The sequence below is a fragment of the Gillisia sp. Hel_I_29 genome (assembly GCF_000744275.1).
In the GTDB taxonomy this organism is placed as follows: Bacteria; Bacteroidota; Bacteroidia; order Flavobacteriales; family Flavobacteriaceae; genus Gillisia.
Genome location: NZ_JQLP01000001.1, coordinates 15,248 through 38,440, shown reverse-complemented (window position 1 = coordinate 38,440; position 23,193 = coordinate 15,248). Strand labels below are relative to the sequence as shown.

Here is a 23,193-nt window from a genome sequence, read left to right as displayed (position 1 = left end):
TTGATATTTTGATATGACGAGATTATTTGTACTGGTTAGTTTTTTATTGATCGGATTTTCTACAATTGCACAAGAACTAAATACAGCTAGATTAGACAGCCTCTTTTCTTTGATCTCGTTAAAAGATAAAACGATGGGTAGTTTTTCTATATTTCAAGATGGAGAAGAAATTTATAAGCACTCCATAGGTTTTGAAGATATCTCCAAGAATGAACCCGCATCTCACTTAACTAGATATAGAATTGGCTCGGTAAGTAAAACATTTACAGCTGTCCTGTTTCTAAAACTGGTAGAAGAAGGAAAAGTAGGTTTAAATACTACACTAGATAATTTTTATCCTGAGATTCCAAATGCACAAAATATTACTATGGAATTCTTATTGGATCATCATAGTGGGTTATTTAATTATACCAGTCAGGATTCTTATATAGAATTAATGGAGTCTCCAAGATCTAAAGAAGAAATGCTGCAGCTATTTATAAAGAATGGTACCATCTTTAGTCCTGGAAGTAGGTTTCAATATTCTAATACCAACTATGCTTTATTAACTTTTATTATAGAAGATCTAGAAAAGCAAAATTTTGCAACTGTCTTAAAGGAAAGAATAACAAAGCCTTTGGGTTTAAAAAACACCTATTTTGGAGGGAAAATAATCTCTGCAAATAATGAAGCTTTTTCCTATAAAAAGAGAAGAGCGTGGATGCTTGAAACAGAAACTGATATGAGCAATGCGTTAGGTGCAGGAGGACTAGTTTCTACACCTACAGAAATTAATACTTTTTTTACAGCTTTGTTCAATAACAAAGTATTGAAGGCTGAAACTCTAGAACAAATGATAGCTTTAAAAGATAGATACGGACTCGGAATCTCAAGAATCCGTTTAGAGGATAAAGAAGGATTTGGACATAGTGGAGGGATTGATGGTTTTTCTGCTATAGGATATTATTTTCCGGAAGAAAAGCTTGCGTATTCCTTTGTTCTGAATGGCTTGGATATGAATTCAAGTGAATTGATAAAAGGGCCTCTGAGTATATATTTCCACAAAGATTATTCACTACCAGTATTTGAAATGGAATATAGAACAGATCTCAGTGATCTTCAATCTTATGAAGGCACTTATGCTTCCCCAATGTTACCAATAAAATTAGATGTTTTTATAGAAGACGGCTCTTTACTCGTGCAAGGAACAAACCAACCCGCATTCATATTATATGCGGTAGATAAAGACATTTTCAAGAATGACCTATTGAAACTGAAAATAGAATTTAAGCCTTCAGAAAGTAAATTAATACTTTCTCAAGGCGGAGGTATTTTTGAGCTTACTAAAGAAAAGGAAGTTATTGCTACAGAATAATAAGTTTATTAATTGTTAGTTAGAAGAAAAAGTTGCTAGAGAATATCGGCAACTTTTTCATTTACAAACTCTAAGAACGCTTCATCTTCAGCTGTAAACGGGTCTGGAGTATCAGAGTCTATATCTATTTGCCCAATATTCTCTCCATTCAAGAAAAGAGGTACTACTATTTCAGCTTTTACATGAATGCTGCAAGCAATGTAGTTGTCTTGAGCTTTTACATCTGGCACCACAAAATTCTGGTTAGAAACTGCTACTTGCCCACAAATACCTTTTCCAAATGGAATGATGGTATGATCTGTAGGTTCTCCGGCATAAGAGCTTAATTTTAATTCTTCTTTATCGCCATTTCTAAAATAAAAGCCTACCCATGTGTAATAAGAAACGTTCTCTTTTAGGAGCTCGCAGACTTGAGTTAATCTGTCTTCTACACTATTTACATCGTTATCTAAGATGCTTTCTACTTTTGGTCTTAATTCTTGTAATGACATAGCTACTATTTTTGTGCAAAAGTATTTAAAAATTATTCAGAGCGGCTTTTCAAAATGTATAAATTTGTTAAAATCAGATTCTGAATTTGCTCCAGTTATTCAAAAAATACAAATCGGTTTTAAGGTTTATTGTGATCTACCTAGGTAGCTACACAGTACTCTCTATGTTATACCATTTGTATCTGGTTTACTTTAAATCAGATTATTACTATCCAGACCCTGTTACGCATTATGTTGCTAGGCTAAGTGAGCGGCTTATTAACATTTTTGGATATGATGCCATGATTACACCGCATCAAAAAGAGCTTTCTATGAAACTCATTGTAAACGAGGTGTATCTGGCTAGAATTGTAGAAGGTTGCAATGCTGTAAGTGTTATGATCTTATTTACTTCTTTCATTCTGGCTTTCTTCGGAAGGTGGAAGATTACCCTACTATATATTGTTTTTGGTTGTTTATGTATCTCTGTCATGAATATTGCAAGAATTGCGGTGTTAGCAGCAGGATTATATGAGTTTCCAGAAAATTCGGATTTCTTACACAGTGTAATTTTTCCGTTAATTATTTATGGGACCGTTTTTATTCTTTGGGTATTATGGGCCAGATTATTCTCTAAATATCAGAATTTATGAAAATGAGATATCGATTTATAGGAATAAGCTTGTTGACAGGATTGTTGGTGCTTATAAAATTTTATGAAGAATCTCTTTTTTATGATCCTTTAATAGATTTCTACGAGTTAGCATACCTTCATAATGGAGAACCGCAATTTGAACTTCCACGCTTACTTATTAATTTAAGTATGAGATTTTGGTTGAATACCCTTATTTCTTTAGGGATTCTTTATGTCGCATTTTTTGAAAAGAGCATCGTGAAGTTTTCACTATTCTTATTTCTGATATTATTTATTTTAGGCATAGGTGCATTTATATATGAGCTTCTAAATTTCCATAATGGGAATTACATGGGGCTTTTCTATGTGCGTAGATTCTTGATCCATCCAATTTTCCTTTTAATTTTACTTCCGGCTTTCTATTATCAGCGACTTAAAAGCAGAAGAAAGAAGAAAAGAATATCTTCAATTGTGAATGCCTGAAGACTAAAGAATCATTTAGAAAATTTGGTTTGAGTTGATTATAGAAAATAATCCTTATTTTTGTAATTAATGAAGAACGCAGTAAGCAATATTATTTCTTTAGTAATGGCCTTTTTGGTGCTGTTCTCTACCTTCTCTTTTTACGGTAGATCAGCATTATTGTGGCGATTTCTTAGTAGATACTGCAGTTTTCTCTCGTGCCGAATCTTGTGGAATGGAGATGAAATCTTCTTCTAACCACGACGCAGATCTTTTAGCAGCAGATTGCTGCCATAATAACAAAGTAGAAGTTGCCGGTCAAAACGAATTGAAGATCTCTTTTGATTCTTTAGAGTTCGGTCAACAAATATTTCTTTCTACATTTACCTATTCTTACCTTACCTTATTTGAAGGACTGCCAAGTGAGGTAACTTCTTTTAAAGATTACTCCCCGCCCTTGCTGGTGGCCGACATCCAAATTTTGGATCAGGTATTCCTTATTTGATTAAATAATTTTCTAGTTATGAGATGCTTCTGTCATAGTAGCAGCTCTTAAAGTATTTGTGCGCTTAAATATTTCGGTTTAAGCTGAAGTCAAATATATTTTTCTGAAAATTATTTATTCTGAATTTATGTTCAATAAACTTATTAAGTATTTTCTCTATAACAGGTTGGTAACGGTATTGTTGCTAATCTTTGTGATTGGTTGGGGTTTAGTAACAACTCCTTTCAATTGGAATACAGGTTTTCTTCCTAAAGATCCTGTGCCTGTAGATGCTATTCCAGATATTGGAGAGAACCAACAAATTGTATTTACAGAATGGCCTGGGCGTTCTCCTCAAGATATTGAAGAGCAGATCACCTATCCGCTAACCACTACTTTATTAGGGATCTCCGGAGTAAAATCTATTAGAAGTACCTCGATGTTCGGGTTTTCCAGCATTTATATCATTTTTAATGAAGATGTAGAATTTTACTGGTCTCGTTCTCGAGTTCTAGAAAAGTTAAATTCGCTTCAACAAGGTTTGTTACCGCCCTCTGTTTCTCCAACTTTAGGGCCCGATGCTACGGCCTTAGGCCAAGTATATTGGTATACTCTGGAAGGTAGAGATCCAGAAGGAAAGGTTACCGGAGGTTGGGATCTTCACGAACTGAGAAAGGTGCAGGATTATTACGTGAAATTAGGACTTAGTTCTGCTCAGGGAGTTTCAGAAGTGGCTTCGGTAGGAGGTTATGTTCAGGAATATCAAATAGATGTCAACCCAGATGCCTTAAAGGCTTACAATATTGGATTAGATCAGGTAATGATGGCGGTAAAGAATTCCAATAGAGATATTGGAGCCAAAACGCTTGAGATCAATAAAGTTGAATATTTAGTACGCGGATTAGGATATATAAAATCTGTTGAAGATATAGAGAATACCGTAGTTTCTCAGGTAGATAATAAACCAATTCTTATAAGAGATCTGGGTGTGGTTCATCTTGGCCCGGAACAGAGACGTGGAGTTTTAGATAAAGGTGGAGCAGAAGTTGTTGGAGGAGTCGTGGTGGCGCGTTATGGTTCTAATCCGCTTCAGGTTATCAAGAATACTAAGGAAAAAATTAAAGAGATCTCTGCAGGTTTGCCTCAAAAAACTTTGGCAGATGGAACTATAAGTAAACTTACCATTGTTCCTTTCTACGATAGAACAGAACTTATAAATGAAACTGTTGGAACGCTGGAAAAAGCACTTTCTCATGAAATTCTAATCAGTATCATCGTGATCATTGTGCTGGTGCTAAATCTTCGTGCCTCTATTTTAATTTCTAGTTTATTGCCGGTTGCGGTACTTATTACATTTATCGCCATGCGATATTTTGGCGTAGATGCTAACGTAGTTGCGCTTTCAGGAATTGCTATTGCTATTGGAGTCATGGTAGACGTCGGGATCGTGTTTGTGGAGAATACCATCAGGTATTTGGAGATGCCGGAAAATAAAGATGCAAAAGGTGAAAGATTACTAAAGCTTATCAAGAATGCAACTGTTGAAGTTGCTCCTGCGGTAACTACTGCACTCGCAACTACTATTGTAAGTTTTATTCCGGTTTTCTTTATGGAGCATGCCGAAGGGAAACTTTTTAGACCTCTGGCTTTCACCAAAACATTTGCCTTAGGAGCAGCATTTCTTATCGGAATTTTTGTCTTGCCAATGCTCTCTTATTTTGTTTTCAATTTGCGAATTCATAGAGATAAAGTTGCTAGAATATGGAATATTGCATTGATTGTTATCGGTCTTTTCTTAGCGATATACTTCAGTTTCTGGTTGCCATTAGCTTTAGTAGTAATTGGAATTATAAAACTTGTAGAATATAAAAACCCTCAATTTTTAGGTAGGTATTCCAACCTCATCACAATCATCATAATTCTTGCAGTTACTCTTTTCTTTTTAACTCAGGAATGGATGCCATTAGGTTTTCAGAACTCACAATTTGAGAATTATCTGTTTGTAATTGTTTTACTGGCTTTTACACTTACAGTGTTAATGGGAATTGTAAAATTCTATCAATCTATTTTGAATTGGTGTTTGCTGAATAAAGGCAAGTTTCTATTGGTTCCAATACTTACAATTTTCTTCGGAATACTGATATGGTTAGGCTTTCCGAAGATATTTGGATTTGCTGCCGACGGATTTAATAAAATAGGCTGGAATGTAAGAACCACTTCAGCTTGGACAGGAATGAGCAACACTTTTCCCGGAGTTGGGAAAGAATTTATGCCATCTCTAAATGAAGGTAGTTTTTTATTAATGCCCACAGCCATGCCACATGCAGGGATAGAAGCTTCAAAAAACACCTTACAAAGATTAGATATAGCGGTTGCAGATATTCCTGAAATTGAAATGGCAGTGGGAAAAATGGGGCGAATAGAAAGTGCCTTAGATCCTGCGCCAATTTCTATGTTCGAGAACATTATTAACTACAAACCGGAATATATACTATCTGAAGATGGAGAGATGATGAAATTTAAGGTTGATGATAAAGACAGATTTATCACCAAGACAAAAGATTCATTATCTAATGAAGCAGCAATTTCAGCAAGAATTAGAAAGCAAGATCTTATTGAAGATGAGGATGGGGAATATTTCAGAAACTGGAGAGTGCAGATCCAATCTCCAGACGATATTTGGGATGAAATTGTAAAACGCACCAATCTTCCGGGAGTTACCTCAGCACCAAAATTACAGCCTATAGAAACAAGGTTGGTAATGTTGCAAACTGGAATGCGAGCACCCATGGGAATTAAAGTTTATGGGCCGGACCTTCAAACCATACAGGAATTTGGATTTAAGTTGGAAGCGCTATTAAAAGAAGTGCCTTCGGTTAAGAAAGAAGCTGTTTTTGCCGATAGAATTGTTGGGAAACCTTATCTCGAGATCAAAATAGATAGAAATGCAATTGCCCGATATGGTTTGAGTATAGAAGATGTTCAGCAAACTTTGGAAACGGCTGTCGGTGGTATGGAAATTACCAGCACCGTAGAAGGAAGAGAGCGTTTTCCTGTAAGAGTTAGATATCCAAGAGAACTTAGAGATGACCCTGAAAGTATCAAGAAAATTTTGGTACCAACAAGCACTGGAGCACAAATTCCGTTAGGGGAGCTTGCAGATCTTAATTACACCAGAGGTCCACAAATGATTAAGAGTGAAGACACCTTTTTGGTTGGATATGTACTGTTTGATAAAAAGGATGATTTTGCTGAGGTGAATGTCGTTAACGATGCTCAAGCGCTTATTCAGCAGAAAATAGATTCTGGAGAGCTTGTGGTTCCTGCAGGAGTGAGCTATAAATTCTCTGGAAATTATGAAAATCAGGTGCGTGCGGTGAAGAGGTTGGCGATAGTCATCCCAATAAGTTTGGTTATAATTTTCTTGCTGTTATACTTTCAGTTTAAAACCGTAATCGCTTCTACCATACATTTTTCTGGAGTATTTGTGGCCTTTGCCGGTGGATTTATCATGATCTGGCTTTATGGGCAAACATGGTTTATGGACTTTGCCATTTCCGGAATGAATATGCGAGATCTTTTCCAAATGCATACCATTAACTTAAGTGTTGCGGTATGGGTTGGATTTATTGCGCTTTTCGGAATTGCAACAGACGATGGAGTATTGATGGGGACTTATATACATCAGGTCTTCGAGCGTAAAAATCCGAAAACAGTAAAAGAAGTAAGAGAGGCAGTAATGGAAGCCGGATTAAAAAGGGTTCGCCCCGCAATGATGACTACAGCGGTGACGATCATCGCCTTGTTTCCTGTGCTAACTTCTACAGGAAAAGGAGCAGATATCATGGTGCCAATGGCAATTCCAATTGTTGGAGGAATGATCATTCAGATCATGACCATTTTTGTAGTGCCGGTATTACAAGCTTACTGGAGAGAATCTGTAATAAAGTCCTCCTCTAACTCCTCCGAAGGAGGAGAATCTTATCCTAATTTGAAATCATAGAATTAAAAAGAAATAGACTATGAAAAAATCGTTATTAGAATATTTTCAACAGCAATTTTCAGGAATAAAATTTCTAATTCTTTTGCTACCCCTTTGGGGGATGGGGGGATACTCACAAACCTTAGAGCAATATCTACAAATAGCTGCAGAAAATAATCCGAAGGTAAAAGCATCCTACGCCCAATTTGAAGCAGCAATGCAACAAGCGCCTCAAGTGGCAAGTCTACCAGATCCAACCTTAACTATGAGCGCTTTTGGAAAGATGATAGAAACCCGAGTTGGTGCTCAGGAAGCTAAATTTTCTTTGATGCAAATGTTCCCTTGGTTTGGAACTTTAGATGCTAAAAGAGATGCAGCGAATTTAATGGCGGAAGCTAAATTTCAGCAATACTTAGATGTTCGGAATCAGGTGTTTTTTGAAGTAAAATCGGTATATGCAGAGATCTACGCCATTCAAAAGACCATTCAGTTAAAACAAGAGAATTTAGAAATCTTAGATTCTTATAGAGAGTTGTCTTTAAGTCGATTTAAAAGTGGAAATGCTCCTATGTCTAACATCGTAAAAGTTGATATTAAAAGGGAAGGAGCTATAACGGAGATCGAGTTGCTACAGGAACTTATTGAACCTATGCAAACCAAATTGAATTTATTGTTATCTCAATATTCTGAAACTCCTGTTGAAACTGAAGACACTTTAAGATTTGAGATTCCGGAACTTTTAGGAGTAAAAGAAGAGCTTTTCGCTTCTAATCCAATGCTTGTAGGTTTAGATAAACAAGAAGAAGCTTATAAGATGCAAGAAGTGGTTGCCGGAAAAAATGCGCTACCTATGATTGGTCTAGGAGTAGATTACTCGATTATTTCTAAAAGAACTGATGCCAATCCTGAGATGAACGGGCAAGATGCTATTATGCCAATGCTTTCTATAAGTCTTCCAATTTTTCAGAAGAAATATAGGGCGGCGAAGAAGGAAGCAGCACTTATGAGCGAAAGTGTCGTGCATCAAAAGGAAGCTCAAAAAAATGAATTGCAAACTATGTATGAGATGACATTATATGAAGTGAAAAAGGCTAAAAAACTCATTTCGCTTTATGATCGTCAGTTGAAAAGTTCAGATCAGGCGAATAAATTACTGATCTCCGGTTTTAGCAATGCAATTACAGATTTTGAAGAAGTGTTGCAAATGAATCAAGATATACTGGGGTTAGAAACTCAGCAAGTAGAAGCTTTAAAAGATGGTTTTATAGCCAGCGCAAAATTAGATTATTTACTGGCGAACCAGTCAGATGTAAATATTTCTTCCACTAAATAATAAGAAGAATGGAAACTAAAAAGATAATAGGAATTGTAATTGCCAATTTATTGGTGGGAGCATTGATAGGTTGGTTGATAAAACCAGATTCAGCAAAAAATGATAATGAACTTTCGCAACATGATCATGAAAATTCTGAAGAAGTTGTTTGGACATGTTCTATGCATCCTCAAATTAGAAGGAGCGAGCCTGGAGCTTGCCCAATTTGTGGAATGGACCTAATTCCGCTGAATTCTAATGCCGGAAATGAAGGACCTGAAGCCTATCAGATGAGTGAAAATGCAATGAAACTTGCTAATGTTACTACAATGATAGTTGGAAAAGATAATGCCGAAAAAGAAATTAGATTGAACGGGAAGGTGCAGGTGGATGAGAGAAACGCCTATTCTCAATCTACTCATATTCCGGGAAGAATTGAAAGTCTAGCGCTCAATTTTACAGGAGAAAAAGTGAGTAGAGGTCAAACGTTAGCTACTATCTATTCGCCTCAATTAGTAACAGCACAAGAAGAATTATTGCAGGCGGCAAGTATCAAAGAAAGTCAGCCGGAATTGTTTGAAGCTGCTAAAGAAAAGTTGAGAAATTGGAAAATAGGAAATTCTCAAATCGAGCGTATTCTTTCTACTGGAAAAGCGATTCAAAGGTTTCCTATAAGTGCTGATGTAAATGGAATTGTAACAGAGAAAAAGGTAGAACTTGGAGATTATGTAGAACGCGGAATGCCTATTTATGAGATTTCAGATCTGTCTAAAGTCTGGGTGCTCTTTGACCTTTATGAAAGTGAATTGAATTGGGTAAAAGAAGGCAGTGAAATTGAATATGCGGTGAATTCTATTCCTGGGGAAACGTTTAAAGGGAAGATCACCTTTATAGATCCGCTTATAAATTCTCAAACCCGAGTTGCTACCGCAAGAGTTGAGGTAAGTAATAAAGATGGGAAGCTAAAGCCTGAAATGTTTGTTTCAGGAACTGTAAAGAATTCTGTTGGTGTAAAAGATTCCGAAGAGATCGTAGTTCCAAAAACTGCGGTATTATGGACGGGAGAACGATCTGTGGTTTATGTAAAAGAAGAAGATGGATTTACGTTGAGACAAATCACTTTAGGGCCTGCCTTAGGAGATTCTTATATAGTACAAGCTGGACTTGAAACCGGTGAAGAAATTGTGTCTAACGGAACATTTACGGTAGATGCGGCGGTGCAACTTTCAGGAAGACCTAGTATGATGAATCCTTCATTTGGAGAAAAAAAGTCGGGTGCTAAGATAAGTTTGAGCGATGATGAAAAAACTAAAATAGAAGCATTGCTTTCAGAATATTTAAAATTGAAAGATGCCTTGGTTGCAGATAATCTTCAGCTTTCAAAAAAAGAAATCACTGCGATAAAAACGAAGGTTGAAGAAATCAATACTATCGGATTAAAAGGAGAAGCAGAGAAGGTTTGGAAAATGGTCAATATTCAACTTATTAATAGAACAAAAGAACTTTCAGAAGCAAGAGATCTGAAAGAGATACGAGGCGGGTTTGATGAACTTTCTTCAGAGGTGATCATGCTGGTAAGTAAATTACAAGTGTCAACTCCACTTTTTGTATTGCATTGCCCCATGGCCGATAATAATAGAGGTGCAGACTGGATTAGTCTTTCTAGCGAAGTTCTTAATCCTTATTATGGCAACGCTATGCTTGGATGTGGTGAAGTGACTAAAACTATAGGAACTCTTGAATAATGCAGTTATAATCTTAACCATTGATTAAAATGATAAAAAATTACTTTATAAAAAACATGGTTTGCGATAGGTGCATCAAGGTGGTGAGGGATGAACTTATAAACGAGGGAATAGCCGTGAAAGAAGTGCTTTTAGGAAGCGTATCTGTGGAGACAGAAGATGAGGTGGCAACTCAAGTTATTATGGAGAAGGTGCTTTCAGAAAACGGATTTATGCTCATCACAAACGCCGAATTTATTTTAGTTGAAAAAGTGAAATTGGAATTGATAAAATTGTTGGAAGATCTTCCGCTTAATCTAGACGGGAAATTATCAGGATTGTTGGCATCAAAACTAAATTCAGATTACTCCAAAATAAGCAAGATGTTCTCTTCTACAGAAAAACTTACTATCGAGAAATATTTTATCAAGTTGAAAATTGAAAAAGCAAAAGAATTGATTCAGGCCAAAGAATTAAATTTTACAGAGATAAGTCAGCACCTTGATTACAGCAACATGAACTATTTATCTCGTCAGTTTAAAAATGAAACGGGATTGAGTATGAGTGCATATAAAGATTTGAATAAAAATTTTAGGATTTCTTTAGACCAAATCCTATAAATATTATCTGTAATAGTAACAATATAAGGTCGTAACTTCCTATAATTTAGCAATTCAACCAAAAATCAATCACAATGAAAACTACTTTTTTAAAGTTCACCATGATCATCTTAGCTGTGGTTTCTTTTATTTCCTGTAAAGATGTCAAGGAAAATCAAACGGTAGAGATCAATACACCAGAAGAGGTGAAGCAGAATGAAAGGAATCTACCAGATGTTGCAGATCAGGCCTTTGTAGATGGAATGACCAGCAAGGTATGGCAGAATTATCTAGAGATAAAAATGGCTTTGGCTAATGATGATGCAGGAACTGTAAAAGATGTTGCCAGAGAAATGGCTAAATCTTTTTCAGCAGAAAGAGCAGCTATGGAAGAGATCGCTCAGAAAATGGCGGATACGGATGATATTGAAGTGCAACGCAATCTTTTCGCTCAATTTACAGAAAAAGCAGGGCCTATGTTTGAAGATGCGCTTTCTGCAGGTACCATTTATCAAAAGTTCTGCCCGATGGCTTTTAATAACCAAGGAGCATATTGGTATGCCGCTGTAGAGGAAGTATCCAATCCATATTTTGGTGAAAAAATGCCAAACTGTGGAGCTGTGAGCAAGACCATTAAAAAATAATAAAACCTCAACCAACCAAAAAATCAAAAAAATATGGAATCATCAGAAAATAATCAACATAACATGAAGGGTAACAATTATGCCAAGTTCTTTATGATGCTTGGGTTGTCATTTGTTGCAATGTATATCACTATGTACTTAAATACGTATGAATTTGACCATGTATATTTTAGCTTAACTCGTTTCTATATGAGTTGTTTAGGAATAGCAGCCATGGCGGTTATAATGCTATCTTTTATGCTAAATATGTATAAGAATAAGAAGAAAAATATTGCCATTTACATAGGTAGTTTGGTACTTTTTCTTGGAGCTTTAGGCTTAGTGAGAGCGCAAAGTCCTATAATTGGAGATGTGCTTTGGATGAAAGCGATGATCCCTCACCACTCTATTGCAATTCTTACCAGTAAAAGAGCAGATATTAAAGATCCTGAGGTGAAAAAGCTGGCAAAAGGAATTATAGAAGCTCAAGAAAAAGAGATCGCACAGATGAAAAAAATGCTTTATAGATTGGAGCACGAGAATAAATAATATTTGATTCATCCTATAGCTAATAAGTATACCGAAAAACGGGTCAGTTTTAAAGATCGATTTAAAAATAAAAAAATGTTTAATAACTATTATTTACTGACCTTATTACTGGTGTCCAGTTTATCTGGATTTGCCCAAAGAGAACAGTCTGTAGAAGGAAATGTTGATGATCTTCCGGTTCATGAATACAAACTTGAACTTAAAGAAGAAATGGTTAATAAAGCAGGTGAAGAGGTAATGGGAATGACTGTAAATGGGAAAATTCCCGGTCCTACCTTAAACTTTCAGGAAGGGGAATATGCTGTTATTTTGGTTACGAACAATATGAGCGTAGAAACTTCTGTTCACTGGCATGGAATGCTCTTACCTAACTTCTATGACGGGGTGCCCTACGTAAGTACTCCTCCAATTAAGCCTGGAGAAACTATGCGGTATGAATTTGCCATCAAGCAATCTGGTACTTATTGGTATCATTCCCATACGATGTTGCAAGAGCAAAGCGGGGTTTATGGTTCGATAGTAATTCAGCCGAAGGAAGAAACACTTAAGTATGATAAAGATTTGGTGTTATTGTTGTCTGATTGGACCAATGAAAAACCTAAAGATGTACAACGAACTTTAAAACGTGGAAGCGAATGGTACAGTATTAAAAAAGGTACTGCTACTCCTTTAAATAAAGTTATTGAAAGAGGTGCTCTCGGAGCTCAACTCAATTTTTGGAAACAGCGAATGGAAGGGGCAGATATTGCAGATATTTATTATCCCGCATTTCTAATAAATGGTAAACAGGAAGTGGATTATCCAGACTTGGAACCCGGAGATAGAGTACGATTAAGAATTATAGACGGTGCCGCATCTACTTCTTTTTGGATGACCTTTGGAGGAGAAACTCCTACGTTGGTTTCGGCAGATGGAAAAGATGTAGTGCCGGTTGAGAAAAATAAAACCTTTATTGGAGTTGCAGAAACTTATGATTTTATAGTGACTATTCCTGAAGATGGGAAATTAGAATTCAGGATCATGGCACAGGATGGTTCTGGAACTGCTTCTGCTTTTTTAGGAAATGGGAAAGTTTTAGAAGCTGAAAAAATAGCGCGACCAGATAAGATTGCTATGATGCAGAAAATGGCCAAAATGGATATGACTATGGGCGCTCCTGCACTTAAATTCAGACCCGGAAAAGATGAACGTTTTGAAATGAAGCAACAATATGGAATGCATATGGATGCTTCAACTATGAAAATGGACATGGACCATGATGCCATGAAGATGGATCATTCCGGAATGGAAATGAAGAAAGATACCATGAAAATGGACCACTCCAAGATGGATCATTTAGCCAAGAAAATGGAAATGATGAAAGATACCATGAAAATGGGAAATTCTAAAATGGATCAATCAGCCATGAAAATGGATTCTAAGAAAGGTATGGATACGCCGGGAATGGATATGTTTTCAGAATATAATTACGATTATTTAAAAAGTCCGGAGAAAACAACATATTCTAAAGATCTTCCGGTTAATGATATCTTATTGAACCTAACAGGAAACATGCAGCGCTATGTTTGGAGTTTAAATGGGGTTCCGCTAGCAGAAGCTGACAAGATCAAGATAAAGCAAGGAGAAGTGACTAGAATCACTTTTAATAATCTTACCATGATGCATCACCCAATGCACCTTCATGGTCACTTTTTTAGAGTTATCAATAAGAATGGAGAATATTCGCCTTTAAAGCACACGGTGAATGTGCCTCCAATGCAACAAACTACCATAGAATTTTATGGGAATGAGTATGGAGATTGGTTCTTTCACTGTCATATTTTATATCATATGATGGGTGGAATGGCCAGAATTGTGAGTTATGATACTCCTCGAGATCCAAGAATGAAAGGATATCCAGAATCTAATCTTATTGCTGAAACCAATCAATTTTACACTTGGGGTAAGGTAGATGCTGCTTCTCACATGACGAGCTTAAATCTTACCGCTTCCAATATTCGAAATCAGTTTAATATGAGAGCAGAATATGGATGGAATAAGAATATGGAAGCAGAATTTAGCTATGAATATTATTTATATGATTGGTTGCGAGTTTTTGGAGGAGTGAACTTAGAAAATGAGAACGATAAAAGTTTAGACCAATTAAATACCACTGCCATTGCCGGGATACGATATTTTACGCCATATATGTTTGATCTGGATGTAAGAATAGATAACAAACTGAGACCTCAAATTAGTCTTGGGAGAGAGATCATGATCTTTCCTAGATTATCTGTATTTGGAGAATATGAATATCAGGCAGATTTTGGGTGGGTAGATGATCTTCCCGCAGGTTCAAATTATAAAAAGGAAGAGACATTAACCGTTGGAGCTCAATACTTCTTATCTAAGAACTTTACTGTTATGGGTAGTTATGATAATAGGTTTGGTGTTGGTGGAGGACTTTCAGTAAGAATTTAATTACTAATTAAATATCAATATTATGAAAAATGTATTTAGAGTATCAATTTTAGCAATGCTGAGTATGTTAGCAATTAGCTGCGGAACTACGCAAACTGCTTCTGAAGCTTTGGTAGAAAACGAATTTAGAAATGATGTTTACAAAGAAATAGTAAACGACCAAGCAAAATTCATGGAATTTATGAATGTTGTTCATAATAGCAAGGAGGCAGATTCTTGGTTACTGAAAGACCATATGCAAATGATGGAAAGTGGGAAAGTGATGGAAATTATGAAAGCTAACCCAGAGATGCAGACAAAAATGAAGAAAATGGTGCAGAATAAAATGGAGAGCGACCCGGAAATGCAAATGATGATGATGAATAAAATGAAGGCTAAAATGATGGAAGATCCAGCTATGAAAGAAACTATGATGCAAAATATGCATGCTGAAATGAAAGCGAATCCGGAAAAGGCGGAAATGATGATGGATGAAATGATCCAATTCTTACACGAAAACCCGGCTATGATGGATAAAATGAGAGCGAAAATGAGTGCCCATCAAGCGGAAATGGAAAAACAACAAAAAGCGGATAACAAGAAAAAACAATAATTAACAAATTAATAATTTAAAAATCTAATTTTGTTGGTAATTGTTTTCTGAGATGGATTAGCAAATTTTCTGTTTCAATATCTTTTTGCTGAGAGCCTTTTCTTTGTTAGGATTAATACCGTTTTAAGTGGTTTGGTTTTTTGGTTTATATCATCTCCAACCATTAGAAAAGTAATAAAATTAAAGAGTAAGAAGTTTAATTAAAAATAGAAATATTATGAAAAATAGAGTAAGAAATGTAGCGATGTTGATCTTATTAGGAGGAAGTCTTTTGTTTGCTTCGTGTAAAGACAATAAGAATAATGAAGAAGATGCAAATCATGAGATGAATTCTGAAGACCATATGGATCATGGTAATATGATGGAAGATGATTCTAATGATTCAGCTATGATGGAATCTTCGGCTAAATTTAATGATGATCAAACAGCAGCTGCGTATCAGCAGTATACTAAAATTCAAGCGGCCTTAGCTTCAGATAATCCTCAGGATGCTAAAGATGAAGCTAAAAGAATGATCACAAACTTAGCTCAAAATGAAGCGTCAAAAACTTTACTAGCTCCTACAAAGGAAATTGCAAATTCAGATGATATCAATGTTCAAAGAGAAGCTTTTTCAGAATTAACTTCTAAAATGGGAGGACTTTTAGATGGAGCATTGGCTAGCGGAGAAGTTTATAAATTATACTGCCCAATGGCTTTTGAAGGAAAAGGAGATTACTGGTACGCAAATTCCAAAGAGATCAAGAATCCATATTTTGGAGCGAAAATGTTGAATTGTGGAAGAGTGGAAGAAACGGTGAATTAATATATTATAATTGTAATTTACATTCACATTAATTTACCATAACATTAAAAGTCTTTAGCAATAGCATTGAGTAACTTTGGGTATAACCAAAACCAATTATTATGAAAAATGAGAAGTTAATTCATGCTTTAGGAAATTGTATTAATCATTGTAACTATTGTGCAGATGCTTGTTTAGATGAAGACAATGTGAAGATGATGATAAATTGTATAAGAACAGATAAAGTTTGTGCTGAGGTTTGTTCAACTTTGAATCAGTTATTAGCCATCAATTATAAAGATGTAAATGATCTTGTGGAGTACTGCAAGAAGGTTTGTCAGGCATGCGCAGACGAGTGTGGGAAGCATGAAGCGCAACATTGTAAAGATTGTGCGAAAGCTTGTAAAGAATGCGTTAGTGCATGCGAAGCTTTTTTAGCTTAAATTTTTATTAGTTAGTTGAAAAGATAAAAAACCCGGAAACCCCGGGTTTTTTACATCTTAAGATTTTACAAAGAATGATTTCTCATATTTAAAGCTTTAAAAGGAAGATTCTAAAGATTTTGTAATAAATTTATTAAAATTAAAAGCATGAAAATACTTAAAATAGTAGGCTGGGTAATGCTAATTGCATTGATAGCAATTCAATTTATACCATCAAATTTAAATCAAGAAGAAGTAGATCCTACAACAGATTTTGCTACGGTTTATAATGTTCCCGAAAATGTGAATAACGTGCTGCAAACATCCTGTTATGATTGCCATAGCAATAATACACAGTATCCTTGGTACAATAAAATTCAACCTGTTGCAATGTATCTAGACAATCATGTGGAAGATGGGAAAAAGCACTTCAATTTCACTGAATTTGCTTCCTATTCTACAAAGAGGCAGAAGAAGAAACTTGATGAAGTAACAGATGAAGTTAAAGGCGGTGAAATGCCTTTAAGCTCTTATACTTTAATTCATCAAGATGCTAAACTTTCAGATGCCGATAAAAAGTTGGTTATAGATTGGGCTAATAAATTGAATAGTACTCTTTAAATTTTAAGACATTTTCCTTTAATAGTTCTGGCCTAAAATGCTGGTGATTCTGCTATCAATTCTTTTATAGCATTCTCATTTCTTTATAGGTCCAGATCATATTTTGTTTTTATTATTTAAGTTTTTTTGATCGTCCAAACAGATGATCCATCAATTAATTCATAGAATTCATGAAACATATATATAGCATAACCGGAATGACCTGTAATGGTTGTAGATCTCATGTAGAAAAAACGTTACAAGAGGTTGATGGTGTTGAAAAGGCAGAGGTGAGCTTAGAGAATAAGCAGGCTGAAATTACTATGGAAAAACATATTCAGTTAGAGGTATTTCAACAAGCGCTTAAAGATCATGGTGGCAATTATGAAATTCATACGCCAGATAATTTCTCTAAAGATAATTTGATGACTCATACCTACGCTGTAGCCGGGATGACTTGTAATGGTTGCAGATCTCATGTAGAAAAAATATTGCAGGAAGTTGAGGGAGTAGAAGAAGCGCATGTAGATCTTGAAAAAGCGGAAGCTGAGATCAAGATGAAATCTCATATTCCATTAAAAACCTTTCAAAAAGCGTTACAAGATGATGGAGATCATTATCAGATCTACAAACAAGGTGAGAAACCAGATGCATCTTCAGTAAAAGAGGAGAAACCAAAAGGCAAAGGAACAGGAACTTTTTACTGCCCGATGCACTGTGAGGGGGATAAGACTTATGACCAACCCGGAGATTGTCCGGTTTGTGGGATGGATTTAGTGGAAGAGGTAAGTCTAAATTCAGGCGGTGAAAAATATACCTGCCCGATGCATCCTGAAATTATAGAAGATGAACCGGGTGACTGCCCTATCTGCGGAATGGATCTCGTACCTATGGAGGCGGATGTTTCTGCTGAAAAGAAATCATATCAAAAACTGCTGCGCAAATTTAAGATAGCAGTAGCCTTTACCTTGCCTATCTTTTTGATAGCAATGTCAGACATGATTCCTAATAATCCATTGTATGATGTATTGGAACTTAAATACTGGAATTGGGTGCAATTTGCGCTTTCACTTCCTGTAGTTTTCTATGCTACTTGGATGTTCTTTGAAAGAGCGTGGCGCTCCGTAAAATTTTGGAACCTCAATATGTTTACCTTGATTGGAATTGGTTCTGGAGTAGCTTGGAGTTTTAGTGTATTTGGTTTGTTATTTCCAGATTTTTTCCCGGCACAATTCAAATCAGATGCAGGCACTGTTCATATATATTTTGAAGCTGCCACGGTGATCTTAACCTTGGTACTTCTTGGTCAGTTGTTAGAAGCAAGAGCACATAGTCGTACCAATTCTGCTATAAAAGCATTACTGAAATTGGCTCCTAATAAAGCTACTAGATTGGTAAATGGCAAAGAAGAAGTTATTGCAACCGATAAAATTGTGGTTGGAGATCTTCTTAGAGTAAAGCCTGGAGATAAGATTCCTGTAGATGGTGTTATTGAAAAAGGCGAGACCAGCATAGATGAATCTATGATCACCGGAGAACCTATTCCTGTAGATAAAGTGGAAGGAGATAAAATTACCTCCGGGACCATCAATGGAAATCAAACTTTTACCATGAAGGCTGAAAAGGTTGGTGATGAAACTTTGTTGTCTCAGATCATTAAAATGGTGAATGATGCCAGCAGATCTCAAGCACCAATTCAAAAATTAGCCGATAGAATTTCCGGGTATTTTGTACCTATTGTTGTATTTATCTCCCTACTAACTTTCGCGATTTGGGCTATCTACGGGCCAGATCCAGCCTATGTTTATGCTTTTATAAATGCGATTGCGGTTTTAATTATTGCCTGCCCGTGTGCTTTAGGTTTAGCAACACCAATGTCTGTAATGGTAGGAGTTGGTAAAGGAGCTCAAAACGGAGTGCTTATTAAAAATGCGGAAGCTTTAGAGCAGATGGATGATATAGATACTTTGATAATCGATAAAACCGGAACCATTACAGAAGGAAAACCTTCAGTAGAAAAAGTGGTAAGTGTTGGAAATAATTCTTCAGAAGAAAAGGCTATCAAACAAATAGCGTCTGTAAATTCTTTAAGCGAGCATCCACTCGCGCAAGCTACTGTTAAATATGCTGAAGAAAAGAATATAGAAATATCAGAAGCATCCAATTTCAAATCGGTTACAGGAAAAGGAGTAACTGCTAATTTGGAAGGAAATTCCATTGCGATTGGTAATGATAAACTGATGCAGCAAATTAATGCACCGATTTCTGAAGAACTTCAAAAACAGATAAGCGAAGAGCAAAAGCTAGGAAAAACGGTATCTTATCTTGCAGTAGATGCTATTATTACCGGTTATGTAACTATTACAGATCCAATTAAGAAGACCAGCAAAAAGGCTATTCAGAATTTGATGGATGCCGGAGTTGAGGTGTATATGCTTACCGGAGATAATGAAAATACTGCCAAAGCTGTGGCAGACGAATTACATTTAAGCGGATTTAAAGCGGGTCTCTTGCCTCAAGATAAACTTAGTGAAGTAAAGCGTTTACAAGCAGAAGGTAAGAAAGTAGCCATGGCTGGAGACGGTATTAACGATGCTCCTGCCTTAGCGCAGTCTAATGTTGGGATTGCTATGGGTACTGGTACAGATGTAGCTATAGAAAGTGCTAAGATCACTTTAGTTAAAGGAGATCTTCATGGGGTGGTAAAGGCGAAAAAACTTAGTAATAAAGTAATGCGAAATATTAAGCAGAACTTATTTTTTGCGCTTATCTATAATTCTGTTGGAGTTCCTATTGCCGCGGGTGTTTTATATCCGTTCTTTGGATTGTTATTATCACCTATGATCGCTGCTTTAGCAATGAGTTTTAGCTCGGTTTCTGTAATTGCTAATGCCTTAAGATTAAAAAATTCTGATCTGGATTAATGCGGAGAGTTTATAATTTAAAATAGGAGTATAAAAAAAGGCGAAATGATATCATTCCGCCTTTTATCTTATAAGTCTAGAAGATTATTTTCTTCTTCTTTCCTCAGCCTTTTTGCCGTCTTTATTATTCCATTTCTTATCACCATCTTTTTTCATCTTATGATGTTTTTTAGCTTCGTGTTTATTTGCCATAGATTTCCACTTCTTGAATTGATCTTCATTTAAGATCTTCTTCATCTTATCTTGCTGCGCCAATTGCATGTCTAAACGACGGTCCATCATTTTAAAACGATCTTTATCTGCCTTAGCATCATGTTTCATCGCTTTATGCTCTGCCATCATCTTATCATGCGCTTTTTCATTCTCAGTGAAAAGTTTCTGAAGATCATTTTGCTGAGATTGATTAAGATCTAATTTCAACGTCATCTTCTTAGATTTAAGAGTGGCTCTTTGTTCGGCAGTCATCTCAGATCTATCCTGACGATTCTTTCTCTCCTGCATCTGGTCTCTTTGTGCAAAAGTTGCTACAGAGAATAACATCATTACTATAATTCCTATTTTTTTCATTTTCAACTATTTTAAAGTTCTATTATAAGACTAGTAATGATCAAATTGGTTTAATGCTAGGAAGGCTAAAATGACCATAAAATAAAGAAACCTGCTGGGTAAGGGCCAACAGGTTTCAAAGTAAAAAACAAAACAAAACAAAAATTAACTCTTTGCTATAGGGTCTAGAATTAAATCTATGCGTTTTAAAGCATCTAATAGGTGATATCTAGTAAGTTGATCATTAGATCTGTTCACAGCGCTTCTAATGCTACGCTGTAGTGTAACCAATTCTCCACGTACAATTGGGCGGATATCACTTTGAGATACATCTACATTGGTTCTGGTAACATAAGATCTAAATCTTGCAGGGATCTCGCTCTGTTCTTCTGTCATTAATTTATCCATCTGCTCAATGTAAGCACGCTGTAGGTTTCTTCTGTATAGATCTATAGAACGACCAGAGTTTAGTTCACTCCATAGGCCTTTTCTAAGTTCTGTCATCATCTGCACTAAAGAATAGGCTTGCTTTCCATTAATCTCAGAATTTTCAATAAGTCTTCCCATTCTTCCGAAATCTAACAAGTTGTCTAGAGTTCTTTCTTGAAAACCTCTAACGCGCTCTAGATTCCCATCAAATTCGATCTTATTAAAGATGTCTTGATTGATCAACCATTGTGGAGTTGTAAATAATTCATCCTGAAGAAATTTCATGGCTTTCTTTTGATGATCTGCAGGAACATGAGTGTAAACGGCACCATCTTGATCGTATGTTTTATATTCCTCATATACACCACCAATATTCGCGGTTACATGACCCATGTATCTATTATACTGACCTAAAACCTGACCATAAAGCGTTTTAAGATCTTCATAATCTTTACCATCTTCTGCAGTCCATTCTATAAGATTTGGAACAATTCTCTTCAAATTGGCAATTCCGTATTCACTTGCTAAAACTGCATCGTCACCAAGATCTTCCGTTTGAGAGCTAGGGTCTATTACACCGCTTTGCTGACTTCCGAATCTATACATTGGGTCTCCTGCATGTTTCAAGATCCATTGGTCTAGAACAGGTTTCTCTTCTTTTCCTTTTTTATCTAAAATTGGTCTGTAACCCCATTCTATTGCATATTTATCATAAACACCAATTTCTGGCATTAGAGCAACATCTCCATCACCAGGTTGTGCCACATAGTTAAACCTAGCATAATCCATAATAGATGGTGCAGTTCCATTTTTCTTAGTGAATTCTGGATCTCTTAGTTTCTCTACAGGATAAGCTACACTGCTTCCCATGTTGTGAGGTAATCCTAAAGTATGTCCAACTTCATGAGAAGATACAAATCGAATCAATCTACCCATTACTTCATCTTTAAACTGAACTCCTCTAGCATCTTCATTAATAGCTGCTGTCTGTACAAAATACCAGTTTCTTAATAAGGTCATTACATTGTGGTACCAGTTAATGTCAGACTCTAAGATCTCTCCAGATCTAGGGTCGCTTACGTGAGGTCCATTAGCATTTGGAATAGGAGAGGCTAAATATCTTACTACAGAAAATCTTACATCTTCCGGGCTCCAATCTGGATCTTCCTCTTTTGTAGGAGCATCTTTTGCTATTATCGCATTTTTGAAACCCGCTGCTTCAAATGCTTTTTGCCAATCTTCTATACCTTGCTTAATAAAAGGTCTCCATTGCTCTGGAGTAGCTCTGTCTATATAATAAACAATTTGCTTCTTAGGTTCTACCAGTTCACCATTTTTGAACTTATCCATGTCCTCAGGCTTCACTTCTAGTCTCCATCGGTCTAAATATCGTACTGTTTTGCTTTCCTGAGCATTTAAACCGTAATCTACTTGTCCTCTCGCAAACCATCCTACACGCTGATCAAAATATCTTCTTTCCATAGGAACTACCGGAAGTAAGATCATAGAATTACTAAATTCCATAGAAATAGATCCTGTACTAGAATTAGACGGAGGATTTCCTGCATTATAAGTTTTTACGTGACGAATCTCAATGTTTTCAGGATAACTTCTGATAGTATCTATGTATGATCTGCTATCATCTAATCTTGAAACTTTGTATTCTTTACGCTCTCTATCTGGAAGACCAAGTGCCATCACATCTTTAGTGTAAAGATCTGTTACATCTATAACATAACTTTTACTCAAAGAATCTTTACCCATAGCTTTTATAGGAAAAGATTGCAGAATAGGCTCGAAGTTAGAATTTACAACAGCCTCGTGTATTGGAAGAGAATCTGCAGCATAGATCTCGTAAGAAGCTACGCGTAACAAGATATTATCGTTCTTTCTTTCCCATTTTTGAACTTGGGTATTCTGCTTACCACCACCAAAACCAATTCCATTAGCAGTTTTAGCAATTCTGGTAACAGTTAACATCTCGCGATTTAATAAACTGTCTGGTATTTCATAAAAATAATTGTCGTCTACCTTGTGAACAGTAAACATACCTTTGTCCGACTTTGCGTCTTTAGTGATCACTTTGTCAAAAGTTTTGATACCATCTTTTTTAGACTCTGGTTTTGCTGAAGCTGAGGCTGGAGCTTTTTTATTTGGCTGAAATACGGCACATCCCGAAACAGACAAAGACAAGGCAACCATCAAAAGCTTGAGAGAGAAGTTTTTCGTCATAAACTTGGTTT

Annotated in this window: 18 protein-coding genes and 1 pseudogene; 16 read left to right on the top strand and 3 right to left on the bottom strand. The window is 36.0% G+C overall.

Going from position 1 to position 23,193, the window contains the following annotated elements:
- Positions 1-13 precede the first annotated feature (13 nt).
- Positions 14-1,354 (top strand): serine hydrolase domain-containing protein, encoded by a 1,341-nt coding sequence (locus tag P163_RS00135; protein ID WP_034886681.1) that lies wholly within the window; start codon positions 14-16, stop codon positions 1,352-1,354.
- Between the two features lie 35 nt (positions 1,355-1,389).
- On the opposite strand, the gene P163_RS00130 is transcribed toward P163_RS00135, so the two are convergent.
- The gene (locus P163_RS00130; protein WP_034886680.1) at positions 1,390-1,845 is read right to left on the bottom strand and encodes a GAF domain-containing protein; all 456 of its coding nucleotides are present in this window, start codon (positions 1,843-1,845) and stop codon (positions 1,390-1,392) included.
- 131 nt (positions 1,846-1,976) lie between these two features.
- Between P163_RS00130 and xrtF the strand changes: the two genes are divergently transcribed.
- The 15 genes and pseudogenes from xrtF (at position 1,977) to P163_RS00055 (ending at position 19,975) form a co-directional block, all read left to right on the top strand.
- Positions 1,977-2,477 (top strand): exosortase family protein XrtF, encoded by a 501-nt coding sequence (gene xrtF, locus P163_RS00125; RefSeq protein WP_316930057.1) that lies wholly within the window; start codon positions 1,977-1,979, stop codon positions 2,475-2,477.
- Positions 2,474-2,941, top strand: coding sequence for an exosortase F system-associated membrane protein (locus P163_RS00120; RefSeq protein WP_034886674.1), 468 nt, complete (start codon positions 2,474-2,476; stop codon positions 2,939-2,941). The genes xrtF and P163_RS00120 overlap by 4 nt, the downstream gene beginning before the upstream one ends.
- Positions 2,942-3,010: 69 nt before the next feature.
- Positions 3,011-3,425 (top strand): annotated as a pseudogene (locus tag P163_RS00115) (HYC_CC_PP family protein).
- Between the two features lie 127 nt (positions 3,426-3,552).
- Complete coding sequence (locus tag P163_RS00110; RefSeq protein ID WP_034886669.1) at positions 3,553-7,407, top strand: efflux RND transporter permease subunit; 3,855 nt, start codon at positions 3,553-3,555, stop codon at positions 7,405-7,407.
- A 19-nt stretch (positions 7,408-7,426) separates the two neighbouring features.
- On the top strand, positions 7,427-8,719 hold the full coding sequence (locus P163_RS00105) for a TolC family protein (RefSeq protein ID WP_051931010.1): 1,293 nt from the start codon (positions 7,427-7,429) through the stop codon (positions 8,717-8,719).
- An 8-nt stretch (positions 8,720-8,727) separates the two neighbouring features.
- On the top strand, positions 8,728-10,443 hold the full coding sequence (locus P163_RS00100) for an efflux RND transporter periplasmic adaptor subunit (RefSeq protein WP_034886663.1): 1,716 nt from the start codon (positions 8,728-8,730) through the stop codon (positions 10,441-10,443).
- 29 nt (positions 10,444-10,472) lie between these two features.
- Positions 10,473-11,042 (top strand): helix-turn-helix domain-containing protein, encoded by a 570-nt coding sequence (locus P163_RS00095; protein WP_034886659.1) that lies wholly within the window; start codon positions 10,473-10,475, stop codon positions 11,040-11,042.
- A gap of 74 nt (positions 11,043-11,116) precedes the next feature.
- Positions 11,117-11,665, top strand: coding sequence for a DUF3347 domain-containing protein (locus tag P163_RS17690; RefSeq protein ID WP_051931008.1), 549 nt, complete (start codon positions 11,117-11,119; stop codon positions 11,663-11,665).
- A 33-nt stretch (positions 11,666-11,698) separates the two neighbouring features.
- Positions 11,699-12,193 carry a DUF305 domain-containing protein gene (locus P163_RS00085; protein WP_034886657.1) on the top strand — a complete coding sequence of 165 codons (495 nt, stop codon included), beginning with the start codon at positions 11,699-11,701 and terminating at the stop codon, positions 12,191-12,193.
- 75 nt (positions 12,194-12,268) lie between these two features.
- Positions 12,269-14,653 (top strand): multicopper oxidase domain-containing protein, encoded by a 2,385-nt coding sequence (locus P163_RS00080; protein ID WP_034886654.1) that lies wholly within the window; start codon positions 12,269-12,271, stop codon positions 14,651-14,653.
- A gap of 22 nt (positions 14,654-14,675) precedes the next feature.
- Positions 14,676-15,245, top strand: a complete 570-nt coding sequence (locus tag P163_RS00075) for a hypothetical protein (protein WP_034886653.1) — start codon at positions 14,676-14,678, stop codon at positions 15,243-15,245.
- A 217-nt stretch (positions 15,246-15,462) separates the two neighbouring features.
- The gene (locus P163_RS00070; protein WP_051931007.1) at positions 15,463-16,050 is read left to right on the top strand and encodes a DUF3347 domain-containing protein; all 588 of its coding nucleotides are present in this window, start codon (positions 15,463-15,465) and stop codon (positions 16,048-16,050) included.
- Positions 16,051-16,151: 101 nt separating this feature from the next.
- Positions 16,152-16,472 carry a four-helix bundle copper-binding protein gene (locus tag P163_RS00065; protein WP_034886650.1) on the top strand — a complete coding sequence of 107 codons (321 nt, stop codon included), beginning with the start codon at positions 16,152-16,154 and terminating at the stop codon, positions 16,470-16,472.
- A 147-nt stretch (positions 16,473-16,619) separates the two neighbouring features.
- Entirely contained in the window at positions 16,620-17,072 is a 453-nt protein-coding gene (locus tag P163_RS00060) for a heme-binding domain-containing protein (RefSeq protein ID WP_034886647.1), read from the top strand.
- A 170-nt stretch (positions 17,073-17,242) separates the two neighbouring features.
- Complete coding sequence (locus P163_RS00055) at positions 17,243-19,975, top strand: heavy metal translocating P-type ATPase (RefSeq protein ID WP_034886645.1); 2,733 nt, start codon at positions 17,243-17,245, stop codon at positions 19,973-19,975.
- 84 nt (positions 19,976-20,059) lie between these two features.
- Here P163_RS00055 and P163_RS00050 read toward each other — a convergent pair whose 3' ends face one another.
- On the bottom strand, positions 20,060-20,542 hold the full coding sequence (locus tag P163_RS00050) for a hypothetical protein (RefSeq protein WP_051931006.1): 483 nt from the start codon (positions 20,540-20,542) through the stop codon (positions 20,060-20,062).
- A 144-nt stretch (positions 20,543-20,686) separates the two neighbouring features.
- The gene (locus tag P163_RS00045) at positions 20,687-23,182 is read right to left on the bottom strand and encodes a zinc-dependent metalloprotease (protein WP_051931005.1); all 2,496 of its coding nucleotides are present in this window, start codon (positions 23,180-23,182) and stop codon (positions 20,687-20,689) included.
- Positions 23,183-23,193 lie beyond the last annotated feature (11 nt).

Bases quoted from the DNA above. Each gene is read 5' to 3' on its own strand.
- P163_RS00130 (WP_034886680.1), bottom strand. From the start codon at position 1,845: ATGTCATTACAAGAATTAAGACCAAAAGTAGAAAGCATCTTAGATAAC.
- P163_RS00105 (WP_051931010.1), top strand. From the start codon at position 7,427: ATGAAAAAATCGTTATTAGAATATTTTCAACAGCAATTTTCAGGAATA.
- P163_RS00055 (WP_034886645.1), top strand. From the start codon at position 17,243: ATGAAACATATATATAGCATAACCGGAATGACCTGTAATGGTTGTAGA.
- P163_RS17690 (WP_051931008.1), top strand. From the start codon at position 11,117: ATGAAAACTACTTTTTTAAAGTTCACCATGATCATCTTAGCTGTGGTT.
- P163_RS00110 (WP_034886669.1), top strand. From the start codon at position 3,553: ATGTTCAATAAACTTATTAAGTATTTTCTCTATAACAGGTTGGTAACG.
- P163_RS00065 (WP_034886650.1), top strand. From the start codon at position 16,152: ATGAAAAATGAGAAGTTAATTCATGCTTTAGGAAATTGTATTAATCAT.
- P163_RS00080 (WP_034886654.1), top strand. From the start codon at position 12,269: ATGTTTAATAACTATTATTTACTGACCTTATTACTGGTGTCCAGTTTA.
- P163_RS00045 (WP_051931005.1), bottom strand. From the start codon at position 23,182: ATGACGAAAAACTTCTCTCTCAAGCTTTTGATGGTTGCCTTGTCTTTG.
- P163_RS00075 (WP_034886653.1), top strand. From the start codon at position 14,676: ATGAAAAATGTATTTAGAGTATCAATTTTAGCAATGCTGAGTATGTTA.
- P163_RS00120 (WP_034886674.1), top strand. From the start codon at position 2,474: ATGAAAATGAGATATCGATTTATAGGAATAAGCTTGTTGACAGGATTG.
- P163_RS00100 (WP_034886663.1), top strand. From the start codon at position 8,728: ATGGAAACTAAAAAGATAATAGGAATTGTAATTGCCAATTTATTGGTG.
- P163_RS00050 (WP_051931006.1), bottom strand. From the start codon at position 20,542: ATGAAAAAAATAGGAATTATAGTAATGATGTTATTCTCTGTAGCAACT.
- P163_RS00095 (WP_034886659.1), top strand. From the start codon at position 10,473: ATGATAAAAAATTACTTTATAAAAAACATGGTTTGCGATAGGTGCATC.
- P163_RS00060 (WP_034886647.1), top strand. From the start codon at position 16,620: ATGAAAATACTTAAAATAGTAGGCTGGGTAATGCTAATTGCATTGATA.
- P163_RS00085 (WP_034886657.1), top strand. From the start codon at position 11,699: ATGGAATCATCAGAAAATAATCAACATAACATGAAGGGTAACAATTAT.
- P163_RS00135 (WP_034886681.1), top strand. From the start codon at position 14: ATGACGAGATTATTTGTACTGGTTAGTTTTTTATTGATCGGATTTTCT.
- P163_RS00070 (WP_051931007.1), top strand. From the start codon at position 15,463: ATGAAAAATAGAGTAAGAAATGTAGCGATGTTGATCTTATTAGGAGGA.